At 55.3% G+C, this 12517-nt stretch carries 11 protein-coding genes and 1 pseudogene; 2 read left to right on the forward strand and 10 right to left on the reverse strand.

The genetic code is table 11. From position 1 onward, the window contains the following. Positions 1-625 precede the first annotated feature (625 nt). The 9 genes from PH5382_RS17995 to PH5382_RS18035 all read right to left on the reverse strand — a co-directional run bounded on the left by PH5382_RS17995 (position 626) and on the right by PH5382_RS18035 (position 9929). Complete coding sequence (locus PH5382_RS17995) at positions 626-1453, reverse strand: 3-oxoadipate:acetyl-CoA acetyltransferase (protein ID WP_058335777.1); 828 nt, start codon at positions 1451-1453, stop codon at positions 626-628. Then, positions 1450-2331 (reverse strand): intradiol ring-cleavage dioxygenase, encoded by an 882-nt coding sequence (locus tag PH5382_RS18000; RefSeq protein WP_058335778.1) that lies wholly within the window; start codon positions 2329-2331, stop codon positions 1450-1452. Before PH5382_RS18000 ends, PH5382_RS17995 begins: the two co-directional genes overlap by 4 nt. Positions 2332-2340: 9 nt before the next feature. Then, on the reverse strand, positions 2341-4095 hold the full coding sequence (locus PH5382_RS18005; protein WP_058335779.1) for an FAD-dependent monooxygenase: 1755 nt from the start codon (positions 4093-4095) through the stop codon (positions 2341-2343). 4 nt (positions 4096-4099) lie between these two features. Continuing rightward, positions 4100-5155, reverse strand: a complete 1056-nt coding sequence (locus PH5382_RS18010) for a branched-chain amino acid ABC transporter permease (protein ID WP_058335780.1) — start codon at positions 5153-5155, stop codon at positions 4100-4102. After that, positions 5155-6018, reverse strand: a complete 864-nt coding sequence (locus PH5382_RS18015; protein ID WP_058335781.1) for a branched-chain amino acid ABC transporter permease — start codon at positions 6016-6018, stop codon at positions 5155-5157. Before PH5382_RS18015 ends, PH5382_RS18010 begins: the two co-directional genes overlap by 1 nt. After that, positions 6015-6722 carry an ABC transporter ATP-binding protein gene (locus PH5382_RS18020; RefSeq protein WP_058335782.1) on the reverse strand — a complete coding sequence of 236 codons (708 nt, stop codon included), beginning with the start codon at positions 6720-6722 and terminating at the stop codon, positions 6015-6017. The genes PH5382_RS18015 and PH5382_RS18020 overlap by 4 nt, the downstream gene beginning before the upstream one ends. After that, the gene (locus PH5382_RS18025) at positions 6722-7441 is read right to left on the reverse strand and encodes an ABC transporter ATP-binding protein (RefSeq protein WP_058335783.1); all 720 of its coding nucleotides are present in this window, start codon (positions 7439-7441) and stop codon (positions 6722-6724) included. The genes PH5382_RS18020 and PH5382_RS18025 overlap by 1 nt, the downstream gene beginning before the upstream one ends. Positions 7442-7534: 93 nt before the next feature. After that, the gene (locus PH5382_RS18030; protein WP_058335784.1) at positions 7535-8809 is read right to left on the reverse strand and encodes an ABC transporter substrate-binding protein; all 1275 of its coding nucleotides are present in this window, start codon (positions 8807-8809) and stop codon (positions 7535-7537) included. Between the two features lie 25 nt (positions 8810-8834). After that, positions 8835-9929 (reverse strand): maleylacetate reductase, encoded by a 1095-nt coding sequence (locus PH5382_RS18035; RefSeq protein WP_082645751.1) that lies wholly within the window; start codon positions 9927-9929, stop codon positions 8835-8837. Between the two features lie 59 nt (positions 9930-9988). On the opposite strand from PH5382_RS18035, the gene PH5382_RS18040 reads away from it, so the two are divergent. Beyond that, complete coding sequence (locus tag PH5382_RS18040) at positions 9989-10939, forward strand: LysR family transcriptional regulator (protein ID WP_058335785.1); 951 nt, start codon at positions 9989-9991, stop codon at positions 10937-10939. A gap of 177 nt (positions 10940-11116) precedes the next feature. Here the strand turns inward: PH5382_RS18040 and PH5382_RS20210 are convergent. Beyond that, positions 11117-11496: pseudogene (locus PH5382_RS20210) on the reverse strand (IS3 family transposase); the annotation flags it as partial. Positions 11497-11911: 415 nt separating this feature from the next. Here PH5382_RS20210 and PH5382_RS18050 point away from each other — a divergent pair. Next, on the forward strand, positions 11912-12454 hold the full coding sequence (locus tag PH5382_RS18050; RefSeq protein ID WP_058335786.1) for a YaeQ family protein: 543 nt from the start codon (positions 11912-11914) through the stop codon (positions 12452-12454). The last annotated feature ends 63 nt before the right edge of the window (positions 12455-12517 follow it).

Genomic DNA, 12517 nt, shown 5'->3' on the forward strand with positions numbered 1-12517 from the left:
ATTCCGTCCGGGGAAAGGGGAAGTCCCCTCAGAAACCGATTTGTGCAACAAAGCCATGCCCCACCCTCATTTTCCAGCTTCTGTTTTAGCGGCCCAAGTCGCCATGATGCGAGGTTTAGCCCGCTTGCTCTGTCTAAGTGGTCTCTGTGCTGACATCGTAGGAAATGCAGGATCATGTCCGTAAGTCCGTCTCGCACAGGTAAGGTCGGCCCAGACCTGCCGTCGGTGCCAAACACGTCTAACGGCGGCTCCCAGCCCAAAGCAGACCCGTCTGATCCCGGCTCTTGCCTATGCAGCATCTGCAGGACGGGCGGAAAGCAGAAGTTCGCTGCAGGTGAAAGGTTGGGCGTCAGACAGGCAGAAGCGGCCATTCAGGCCCGCGCAGACCGAAACCCATATGCTTTCTGCGCACCAAGGTCGGCTGTGCGCAAAAAGCAAACTTAAGCATTTGAGTTCATTGCTAACGCAGAAATCGTTGGCGCTTGCGGCACACCATATTCGGCAATGCAGTGCATTTCGCCTAAACAGTCATTCGGGAAAAATGGATTTTCCTGCCGTGCGCTGACCCAACAATCGGGTCAACGCCTTTGTAGATTTCCTTGCCACGACGTTGCGCGGTGAGTTGTTATGTGATCCTCAATATGCAACGCGCTTCGCTTGGTGTTGCGACCGGTCGCTGATGTTGCGCGCAGATATCAGCGACACGTTGCACCAGCGCGGCATTCGAAGGAGCAAGCTGCGTCTTGTTGAAGCGGATGTTGTCCTCAAGCCCTGTGCGCGCATGGCCCCCCGACGACACCGACCATTCATTCAAAACCATCTGATTTGCACCAATCCCGGCTGCACACCACTGGGCATCTTCGCCAAACAGGCGTTTGACGGTCTGTACGTAAAAGTCGAACACTTGGCGATCTGCAGGCATGGCGTTTTTTACCCCCATCACGAATTGTACATATGGGGTATCTTTGATCTGACCGCGTCTGTGCATGTCTGCGGCCTTCAGAATGTGGGACAGATCAAAGGCTTCGATCTCCGGCTTGATAGCATGGGACATCATTTCAGCCGCGAGCCAGTCCACAAGGTCAGGTGGGTTTTCATAAACCCGCTTGGGGAAATTGTTTGACCCCACCGAAAGCGAGGCCATGTCGGGGCCCAGTGGCAGCATGCCCCCCCGTGTTTGGCCTGCCCCTGACCGCCCCCCCGTAGAGAACTGGATGATCATGCCGGGGCAATGTTTTTCGACACCTTCTTTCAGCGCTGCGAATTTTCCAGGGTCACTGGACGGGGTTTCGTCGTCATTGCGCACATGGGCATGCACGATGCTTGCCCCCGCCTCAAAAGCCGCATGTGTGCTTTCAATTTGCTCGGAGACAGTGATCGGGACGGCCGGGTTATCCACCTTGCGCGGCAAGCTCCCGGTGATCGCGACACAGATGATACAAGGCGCGTTCATGTGTTTGGGGCCAATACAAAATCATGGACCACTTCGTAGTAAGGGCCATCAAAGCCAGCCTCTGCGATGCGGGCCGGGTCTTTGACCAACTCAAACTTGGCGAGCAGGCTTTCTTTCACGCCAAAGACCGCATCCGAATGGATGTAAGGATCGTCAGGATCAAAGATATGTGTGATCAATGTCTCAAATCCATCTGCCTCGAGAATGTAGTGCAAATGCGCAGGCCTGAAGGGATGGCGCCCAAGTTTTTCGAGCATTTGGCCAACAGGACCATCATCGGGAATGGGGTAGAATTTTGGCTTTACCCCTTTGAAATGATATGTGCCATCCGACCCAGTGCGAAACACGCCGCGCAGATTAAAGTCGGGCTGAAGTCCTTTTTGCTGAACATCATAAAATCCCTCGTCATTTGCCTGCCAGACATCGATCTTAACGCCCTTGATCGGAGCGCCATCGGTACCAAGGATGCGGCCCTTGACCAACATTGGTTCACCCTTTTCGTCAAGGCAGATGTCAGACCCCATGGGCAACTCTGGTGCATCCGGCACATGAAACGGGCCAAGCACGGTGGATTCTGATGCGCCTGATGGCTTGCGGTTGTTGATGGCATCGACCAGCATTGACACCCCAAGGCTATCTGACAGCAGGATAAACTCTTGTCGCCAATCATCGCAGGTGTGCCCTACTTTAGTGAGGAACTGGATCGCTTCGAACCATTCTTCCTGCGTCGGCTCGATCTCTTTTACGGCAGCGTGCAGATGTTTGGTGATCGCACCCATAACTTCAGCAAGGCGTGCGTGTTTTGCCTCTGCATTGCGACTGATCACAACCTCGGCGGAATTTTCTTCGGTGAAATAACCCTGTTCTTGTGTGGACATCATGTTTTCCTATCGTGCCAGAATTGAAGTCAGAACGCGGGTCAGCTCCGCTACTGGATCATCCGCCATCGCGTCATTGCGCCAGCAGACATGTTGATCGGGTCGGGTCAGAATGCAGCCCGCATCGCCCACTTCACGCGCGCGGGCCCAATCGCCAGTGTGATCGACATATTCCTGACGCGGGCCAATAACATGCGCCTCTAGTTTGATGCCCAACTCCTTGGCAACTTTTTCTGCAGCCTCTGCCCAGCCTTTGCCGCCAAGGCCAGTGAAGAGCGTGAACGCCCCACTACCCGCGAGGTCAAGCGTTGAGTGCTTGTCGCCTTTTTCGTCAAAGAGCCAGGCATGTGGAATACGTGCGCCGGGCCATGTGGTTGGCTGATAATGAAGGTCCGCATCCAAGGCAAAATCGGGTTCGATTTGGCCATCCGTCACAGCCGCAGCTGAGGCATAGCGCTGGTTCATTTCAACACCATGCGCATCAAATTCGTACTTCTTGAACGCAATGGCTGAATTCAACGCAGCGCGTTGTCCCTCTGCCTCAGGTGTCGTGTCACATCGCGCATCCATGTTGGCTTTGATCTGCTCAATGTCCGCCCCGCCCGTCATGCCGAGCGCCTCAAAAATTGGACCGAATTCACCGATAGACTGGTTTGCTCGAGTCACGATCTGTTTTGCCACAGGCGCGCGCTCGGCCGTGTAGCTGTCTAGCAAACTCTCGCCTGCTTCACCTTTGACCACGGCGGCCATTTTCCAACACAGGTTGAATGCGTCTTGAATGGAGGTGTTCGAGCCAAGCCCATTTGAAGGCGGATGCCGGTGCGCCGCGTCACCCATGATGAACACGCGCCCTTTGGACATTTCAGTCGCGTAGGTATCGTTTACCGTCCAGGTGTTGGCGCTGATGAGATCAATCTCAAGCTCTGGATCACCAACCAATTGGCGGGCCACATCTGTCGCCATCGCCTCGTCCACCACAGGAGCGGGTTCGTTGATATCGTAGCCCCAAACGATCAGCCATTCGTTCCAGGGGCGGATCGCGCGGATCAGACCCATGCCGATCCCACCGACATTCGCGCCGGGCTGCATCACCCAATAAAGCACCGAAGGGCGATGGGCGACATATTTGGTCAGGTCAGCGCGGAAGTAGATATTCATCGACCCGCCAACACCCATTTGGCCTTCGAAAGGCAAACCTTCGTTCTCAGCCACCAGTGAATTGCCACCATCTGCACCAATTAGATATTTCGAGCGAATGGTGATTTCCTTGCCCGTCATGCGATCAAGGCAGGTGGTTGTCACGCCCTCTGCATCTTGAACGTGAGATTTGTATTCCGTGCTCATCCGGGCTCGGGTGCCGCGCTTGCAGGCCGTTTTGAACAGAATGGGTTCCATGAAGGTCTGCGGCAGATCGTTCATGAGGCTGGGCGAGGACAGCAGGTGTTCCGCCTTGGACAAGGGATGCGTCCCCCAGGATTTCATACGCCCAATTTCTTCGCCTGCAAGGCTTTCGCAGAACACGTTTTCGCCCATAAGGCTCTGGTCCATTGCATTGAGGTAGACCTCGTGCTCCACCTCTTTGCCCAGATCCCGCAGCACTTCCATCGTGCGTTGGTTGGTGATGTGCGCGCGTGGCGTGTTTGCCAGCCAGTGATACCGGTTGATGACGATATTCTCGACACCGTAGCTGGACAACAGGGCTCCGCTTGTGGAGCCAGCAGGCCCGGTACCGATGATCAAAACCTCTGTCGTGATATCTGCCATGAGTTTATTTCTCCTCAAGTTTGAGTCTGCCACCACTCAGGCGGCGGCGTATTGGAAAAAGGTGAAGCCCGGTGCGTTCGGAGACGAGCCCCCAAAGGCCACGTGGGGCGACCAGCATGATCGCGATGGCCAGCACACCAAGGGTCATAAGATACCAGCTGCCAAAATCAGCGAGCAGGGATTGCAGCGCAAAGAACACAAGCACTCCGAGGATCGGGCCCTCAATGGTGCCGATGCCGCCGATGACAACAATGAAAATCACATAGGCCGTCCAGTCGGTGACGCTAAAGGCCGCGTCTGGGCTGATGCGGGCTTTTTGCATATAGATCAGCCCCCCTGCGAGCCCGGTGCCAAAAGCGGAGCTCAGGAACACGATCCATTTCATCCGCCCTGCATCCACACCAACGGATTCTGCAGCCTGGGTGTTGTCACGCACTGCGGCCAAAGCAAGCCCGCGCCGCGTGCGCAGCAACCAGTAGATGCAGCCGATTGTCACAAGAGCCAGCACCAGTGCCAGCCAATAGGCCAGGATATCGCGTGCCGCGGCTGAGCGCACATCAAGCGTCTCTTTGATGAGATCAACGAACCACATGTCGCGGGTTGCGTCACGGGGCAAGGATGTACCGGTTCCGCCGCCCAGGGTTTTCCATTGGGCAACCAGCAAGCGCACCACTTCGGCGATGACCCAGGTACCGATGGCAAAATAGGCGCCATTGAGGCGGAAAGCGAAAAACGCGGTGGGTACAGCGATCACTAGTGCTGCGATGCCTGCAAAAAGGATCGCGGGAACTGGATCAACGCCCCAAAGGATCACCGCGCCGAACAGCGCGTAGGCGCCGATGCCGACCAGGGCCTGTTGTCCAATGCTGACGAGCCCGCTGTATCCTGCAAGCAGGTTCCAGAACTGAGCCAGAACCAGCATCGTTAGGATGAAAAACATGTCCTGAATGGTGCTGCGACCTGCAAAGAACGGCAGCGCGATCAAAACGACGATCACGACGATGCCAAGGAGCGCAGCAATCCGTGAGGCGGGGGTTTGGATTGTTACAGAATATGCCATCAGTCACTCGCTCTTGGAAATAGGCCACGGGGTCGAATAAGGAGCACCAAAAGAAACGCTATATGCCCGGAAAGGATTTGCCATTCGGGATTGATGGCCGCGCCCAGTGTTTGGGCCACCCCAATGATGACCCCGCCCAGTAGCGTGCCCCAGAGCGAGCCAAGACCACCGATGATAACGGCCTCGAAGGCATAGATCAGGCGGGCAGGACCGATATTGGGGTCAAAATTTGCACGCAAGCCAAGGTAGAGCGCCGCGATTGTGACGATCACTAGGGCAATGCCTGTGGCGGTTGCAAAGATGTTAGCGGGCTTGATGCCCATCAGGCTTGCGGTGATCGCATCATCGGATGTCGCACGAAAGGCGCGGCCAAGCTCGGTTCGATAAAACAGCTGGTTTAGCCCAACGATCACCAAAACAGCAGAGCCAAAGGTCAGCAACGGCATGACACCCAGAGTGATTGGCCCAATATCAAGAGAGGCCGTTGTCAGCGCATTTGTCGGCAAGCGTTGGCTATCAGCAGAGAAGCCTTCCAGAAGTGCGTTTTGCAACGCAATCGACAGACCAAATGTCACCAGAAGGGGCGGCAGGATATCATCCCCCAGAGTTCGGTTCAGCAGGTGCTTTTGCAGAACATAGCCAAACACAAACATCAGAGGCATTGCGATGAGAACAGCGATAAAAGGGGAAATGCCCAGCAAGGTCACCAGCACTAAAATGAGGTAAGCGCCCATCACAATCAGATCGCCATGCGCGAGGTTCACCAGGCGCATGATGCCGAACACAAGGCTCAGACCTGAGGCGAAAAGTGCGTAAAGGCCACCCAAGAGGATGCCTTGAATGATTGTATCGATCCAGATCAATGGCCTGCTCCGAAATATGCGTCGTGAATGTCGTCGCGCGAGAGGCTATCGGGCGTGCCCGTCAGGGTGACGCGCCCCTCCATCATGCAATAGACACGGTCGGCGACGGCCATGGCCTGCGCGATGTCCTGTTCCACCACGATCAACGATGCGCCCGCCGTTTTGATCTGTGGAATGGCTTGGTAAATGTCCTTGATGACGACGGGCGCAAGGCCGAGACTGATTTCATCGCAAAGAAGCACGCGCGGGTTGCTCATCAGGGCGCGGCCAATGGCGACCATCTGTTGCTGACCACCTGATAGCGCCGTCCCCGGGTTGTTACGCCGCTCGCCCAGGATCGGGAACAGCTCATAAACAGTGTCCAGCGTCCAATGCCCCTTGATTTTGCGCCCGTAGGTGCCGATCAAAAGATTCTCTTCGACGCTGAGAGACGGGAAAAGCCTGCGCCCTTCCGGCACCATCGCGACGCCTTGGGACATGATCTCATCTGCGGGGGACGCGCCAATTGGGGTGCCATCATAGGTGACCGCATTGGGATCATTGCGCAAAACGCCAGAGATCGAACGCATGAGCGTTGTCTTGCCGGCCCCATTCGCGCCGATGATGGCAATGGTTTCAGCCTCACCCAATTCGATATCGACGCCAAAGAGCGCTTGAAAATCTCCGTAGTGGGCGGTCAGCTCTTTTGTTTGCAAAAGACTCATCAGACGTCGATCCCCAGGTAAATTTCACGAACTTCACGGCTTGCCATGATTTCTTCCGGGTCACCCAGGCCGATGACTTTGCCGAAATCCAGCACCAGTAAGCGCTCAACCACCGAGGTCAGCGCGTGTAGAACATGTTCAATCCAGATGATTGTGACGCCCTGGGCATGGATGTCTTTGATTGTACGGATCAGGGCCTGACACTCGCCTTCCGTCAAGCCGCCTGCAATTTCATCCAGCAACAACAGTTTGGGCTGCGTCGCCATGGCGCGTGAAAGCTCCAGACGCTTGCGTTCCAGCAGCGACAACTGGCCTGCAGGCCTGTTCGCTTGGGCGATCAGTTCCGTACGCTCCAACACCTCGGCGCAATCATCACGCACCGCCGCTTCGGACATGTTGCGTCCATGGGTCGCGGCGACCAGGAGGTTCTCGTAGACTGTCATTTTTCCAAAGGGCTGCGGGATTTGAAACGACCGTCCGATCCCTGTCAGGCAGCGTTCCATCGCAGAGACTTTGGTCACGTCGCGCCCTTCAAAATGAATGCTGCCCTGATCGGCGCGGATGTTGCCGGTGATGAGATTAAACAGGGTCGATTTACCCGCACCATTTGGCCCGATAATCCCGAGCGCCTGGCCCTGAGGGACATCAAAGCTGGCATCGTTGGTGACCGTCAATGCGCCAAAGCTTTTGGAAACGGATTGGAGTGATAGGATCGACATAGCATTTTCCAAGACCCGAAAACCTGGGGCCATCTAACAAAAGAGAGAGGGATGCGCCCCGACAAGAGCAGCGGGGCGCAGGCTTGGCAGACCTCAGGAGATTTCTTCCATCGCGCCGCCTGCCGGAATGATTGGATGATCGGAGTTGTCCACAATCACTAGATCGTAGCCGCCGCCGTCTTTAAGGCGCCATTGCCCTCCCACGAGCGGGGTCTTGGCAACGTTCTGCGCCGCGATAGGCGGCAGGCCTGCGCCATCAAAGGCGATGCGGCCAACCATTGTATCCAGTTGTGTTGCGGCGATTGCAGAGGTGACTTCATCAGGATCACGGCTGTCTTTTACACGCCCCATGACATTTGCTGCCATCTCGAACAGGGCATGTACAAAGCCTATTGGCTGGGTCCAATGCTTGCCAGTCGCAGCCGAATAACCTGCGGCAAGATCGCCTGCGGATTGACCTGTGAGTGAAGACGTAAAGGGATGCGACGGCGACCACCAGACTTCCGAACTCAGGTTGTGACCGTGAGCGCCGAGTGACTCGACGGCTTGCGGGAACAGGATCGCTTTGCCGATGCTGGCGGCCTTTGGGTTGAACCCCTGCTGTTTGGCCTGTGTCCAGAAGGTGGTGAAATCTGGCGGAATGGGAACGCCGGTGACGATCTCGCAACTGGCTGCCTTGAAAGCATTGATTTGCGCGCTGAAGTCATCGGTGAGGTTCTGATAACGGCCCGTATCGGTCAGGTTAAACCCCTGGGCATCCAGCACCGGTGGGAAGCCTATATTTGGATCCCCCCAGGCATTGCCGTCCCCATCATTTGGGAAAATGGCCCCGACCGATTTATTGGTATCGAGCTGGTTCCACATGGCAGTGAAGGTGGAAATGACATCCTCCAGCCCCCAGAAGAAGTGGAAGCTGAAATCAAACGGCCGCCAGCTATTGGGATCGCCAGGGTTGCCCTGCTGACCGATAAAATAGGGCTGCCAAGGCGCGACGGTGGAGATCACAGGGATCTCTTCTGACTCGCAGGTCGTTGCGACCGGATTTGTCGTTTCCGGTGTCGAAGCCACAAGCATCATGTCGATTTCGTCGTCGATAATCAGCTCTTTGGCGACTTCGGCGGCGCGGTTTGGGTTGGACTGGCTGTCCTTGACGATCACTTCGAAGTTGGCACCGGCATCAGAATTCAGGAACCCGTCGATGATGAATTTATCGGCATCCGAAAAGGCCGCTAGTGGACCCGACTGTGGGCTGACATAGCCAAGGCGGATTTTTGCACCCTGCGCCAGGGCAGGAGCAGCAAGCCCTCCTGCAGCCAGCGTGAGACCTGTTGCGGCGGATGATTGAAGTAGCTTACGGCGTGATAGCATAATGTCCTCCCAAACATCGTGATGCTTATTGAATCGGTGCGTCCCCGGCCCACGCCGCCTGCAAGAGCGCGCGAATGTCGACGCGCGTTACGGGCCGTGGGTTTGGATAGGGTTTTGTGGTTGCCAGATCTGCAGCGCGATCAAGATCGCTCTCTTGCAGGCCAAGATCGCGCAATGCGGTTGGCGCGTTCATTTGTTTGGCGAAATCGTGAAGCGCTGTTCCAGCGTTATCGCCGCCCAAAAGATCACAAATTGGCTGCAATTCTCTCGCGGCGGCGCGTGCATTGTAGGCAATGGCATGAGGCAAAACGATCGCATGAGTTTCTGCATGCGGCAAATTGAAAGAGCCTCCCAGCGTGTGGCAAAGCTTGTGATGTAAGGCCATGCCGACCTGCCCCAAAACGGTCCCGCAGGCCCAGGCGCCGCGCTGCGTCGCTTCGCGCGCGTCCAGATCAGACGGGGTCGTCAGAACTTTGGGCAGACCCTCTATGAAGGATTCAAGGCCCTGGATCGCCATTGCGGTTGTTCCGCCTGTTCGATTAGTTCCATAGAGCGCCTCTGCCGCGTGGGCCATCGCATTCAGCGCCGATGTGACAGTCATTGGAACAGGAAGAGTCATCACCAATTCAGAATCGTATAGAATGACCTCTGGCAAAATGCTTGGGTCGCTCAGCGTGGTTTTGACGCCATTTTCCGTTTGGCCGAGGATGGGCGTGCATTCACTGCCTGCGTAGGTGGTTGGGATCACGATCTGTGGCAGGTTGGTTCTAAAAGCAATCGCTTTTCCTAGCCCTGTGGTTGATCCGCCACCGATGGCAATCAGGCAATCTGCCTGCGTTTCTGCAACATGTGTCATAGCGTCCTCGGTGACATGAACCGGGGTGTGCATTTCGGCTTTGCAAAAGACCCCGACCGCCAAAGAACCAAGCAGTTCGGCTATCTCCAACGCCGCGCCGCTCTGTTGAGGCGTGGAGAGAACCAGCGCTTTGGTGACCCCGAGCCGCCGAGCTTCGGCGGCGATGGAAATGCGCCTTGCCGCCCCAAAGACGACGCGAACAGCTTGGTCTGAATTCTGAGTTGGCTGTGCCACGATGTCTTCTCCGCTCTTTGTTTCCTCCATAGTAGATGCAAAAACTGAGTGGTTGATCGAATTGGCGGCAAACAATATAACTTGATGTTATGAAAATTGATCCAAATCACCTACATATGCTGTCTGCAATCATCGACTCCGGTGGATTGGGCGAAGGTGCTGCCGCATTAAACAAGTCCCAACCAAGCGTTTCTCGCTCTTTGGCGATGCTGGAAAAGAGGCTTGGTGCGCGGTTATTCGAAAAAGGGAAAAGACCCCTGAGACCGACAGAACTTTGCCAGACGCTGGCTGAACAGGGAAGGGTGGTCGCAAATGCCAGTGAGGCAGCCCAAACTGCTGCGGAGCTTTATTCCGGAGGGAAGGCTGGAACCGCACGCATTGCGGGCACACCAATATTTATGGACGGCGTTATTTCGGGGATGCTTGCTTCATTTCAATCTGCCTTTCCCGATGTTACTATTCATCAAACCTATGGTTATCTACCAGAGCTCTGCGAACAGCTCAGCGTTGGCAATATCGATTTGGCAATATGCCCGGTCAAAACAAATGCGGTGCCACCTAAATTGAGTTTCAAACCAATTTTGCGCGGTAGAAATGTCATTGCATGTGCGCCGTCTCACCCTCTAGCACGTAAATCAGCGTTCAAGCTGGAAGATATAGCCGCCTACCCTTGGATTGCGCCACCTGCTGGAAGTCCACTCTATGAAGACCTGCGCATGGCTCTCCAGAGTATAGGGATCACGGACTTCCGAGTTAGCTTCACAGGTGGATCTCTCGCTTCAATATTTAGCGTGATGGCTGGATCAAATTCTCTCACTGTTTTGCCGTATTCAGTCGTATTCATGCAAAGCACTACGAAGATCATCACAGCACTCCCGGTGAAACTGGAACATCCGGAAAGAGAACTTGGGCTTTTGTGGGACGCTGACCGCCCCCTTCGCCCGGCAGTTAAACGGTTCCATAAGTTCCTAGAGGCTGAGTTTACAGACTTGGCGCAGCGCATTGATGAAAAAGGTCGCCAAGACGTTTGGCGACGTTGATGGCTTTGTTGTACAAATGCGGTGAGAGATTTCTATCGTGTTTCTAGGTCGATAGCTGGATGGCATGAGCAGTTGGCCCCTTACGAAGTACGAGACCAGGAACTGGCCTTCGTACAACACCGTACCACCGCCGAAGCCGCGTCGAAACAAAGATGCACTGTATGAAACTGATGGGCCAATGCCTGCGAGGCGGGCCAAGCGTGCAACGCGGTTCTCTGAGACGGCCTCGCCGATGTCGCTGAGATCATCGTGGATCTTGCGGTAACCGGAGACCTTGCCGCTGTCTTTCCACGCTTTCTCGACCAGCTTGGTTTGACGTTCACCTTCGAGCGCACGCTGGCTCAACGGCTCTTTTACCCATGCATAAAAAACGCTCGGGTGAACGCTGAGCATTTTGCAAAGAACACGGACGGGATGCAGCAGTCGATGCGCGTCGATGAACGCGTATCGACTGCTGCATCCCTGGCGAAGTACGCGGTGGCCTTTTTTAGGATGTCACGTTCCTCCGTGACCCGATCCAGCTCCTTCTTAAGGCGGCGAACCTCTCCTTCTTGGTCCGTCTGCATTCTTGTACGTCCGCTTTGTGGAAGCTGCGTTGCAGAAACTCCACGGACGACGAGTGACCGCTATGGGCCGTTCTCGTCGTTGAGGCCGGTCACGAGATATGGGGCAGAAATCTAGCTTTCGCTGGACCAGGCGTGGACGTCGGCTCTGCGCAGAAAGTGACATTTGCAAAGTCGGTGCTTCGGATTGATCCAATGGGCCTGTACGGCCCTCACCTGCCTTTGGGCGACTGGCCAGGTTCTGCGATGCAGCTTCACCAAACCAGCCATTCGTCCTCAGTTCAACGCTGTGATGGCTTTTAGATCGGCGGTGGGTGCAAAACGGCGCGGACGATGCGAGTTACTTTCCGCTTTCACAAAGCCACGCTGCGCTCTAGAGATCCCTATCTTCGCTAGTTCGGGAAAAACCATGGCGCAAAAAGCCACCATTTATAAAGCTGAGCTTTCCGTTTCAGATATGGATCGCCACTATTATGAGACCCACAAGTTGACCGTCGCCAAACATCCTTCGGAGACGGATGAGCGGATGATGGTGCGTCTTCTCGCATTTGCTCTGAATGCCCATGAACAATTGGAGCTTACCAAGGGCCTTTCAACTGATGATGAACCTGATATTTGGCAGAAAAGCCTGAGTGGTGAACTTGAGTTGTGGGTGGCGCTGGGGCTTCCAAGCGAGAAGACTGTTCGTCAATCTTGTGGCAAAGCCAAAGAGGTGATTGTCTATAGTTATGGCAGGACGGCTGAGGTGTGGTGGGAAAAGATCAAGAACGGCACCACCCGGTTTGACAACCTTAAAGTTGTCAATTTTTCTGAGACGGATACCCGTGACTTGGGAAACTTAGCAAGTCGATCAATGAAGCTGCAGGTCAACATTCAGGATGGCGATGTAATGGTCAGTGTTGATGATAGCATCGTTTACGTGACCCAGACCGAATGGAAAGATGCGGTGTAGGCACTGCAGATCGGGCATCTGCTTCACCTCTGGAGGATGCCTCTTCTAAGCGCCGCGACCCGC

It is taken from the genome of Phaeobacter sp. CECT 5382 (genome assembly GCF_001457775.1).
In the GTDB taxonomy this organism is placed as follows: domain Bacteria; phylum Pseudomonadota; class Alphaproteobacteria; order Rhodobacterales; family Rhodobacteraceae; genus Pseudophaeobacter.

Bases quoted from the DNA above. Each gene is read 5' to 3' on its own strand.
- PH5382_RS18020 (WP_058335782.1), bottom strand. From the start codon at position 6,722: ATGAGTCTTTTGCAAACAAAAGAGCTGACCGCCCACTACGGAGATTTT.
- PH5382_RS18050 (WP_058335786.1), top strand. From the start codon at position 11,912: ATGGCGCAAAAAGCCACCATTTATAAAGCTGAGCTTTCCGTTTCAGAT.
- PH5382_RS18010 (WP_058335780.1), bottom strand. From the start codon at position 5,155: ATGGCATATTCTGTAACAATCCAAACCCCCGCCTCACGGATTGCTGCG.
- PH5382_RS18030 (WP_058335784.1), bottom strand. From the start codon at position 8,809: ATGCTATCACGCCGTAAGCTACTTCAATCATCCGCCGCAACAGGTCTC.
- PH5382_RS17995 (WP_058335777.1), bottom strand. From the start codon at position 1,453: ATGAACGCGCCTTGTATCATCTGTGTCGCGATCACCGGGAGCTTGCCG.
- PH5382_RS18005 (WP_058335779.1), bottom strand. From the start codon at position 4,095: ATGGCAGATATCACGACAGAGGTTTTGATCATCGGTACCGGGCCTGCT.
- PH5382_RS18025 (WP_058335783.1), bottom strand. From the start codon at position 7,441: ATGTCGATCCTATCACTCCAATCCGTTTCCAAAAGCTTTGGCGCATTG.
- PH5382_RS18035 (WP_082645751.1), bottom strand. From the start codon at position 9,929: ATGGAGGAAACAAAGAGCGGAGAAGACATCGTGGCACAGCCAACTCAG.
- PH5382_RS18000 (WP_058335778.1), bottom strand. From the start codon at position 2,331: ATGTCCACACAAGAACAGGGTTATTTCACCGAAGAAAATTCCGCCGAG.
- PH5382_RS18040 (WP_058335785.1), top strand. From the start codon at position 9,989: ATGAAAATTGATCCAAATCACCTACATATGCTGTCTGCAATCATCGAC.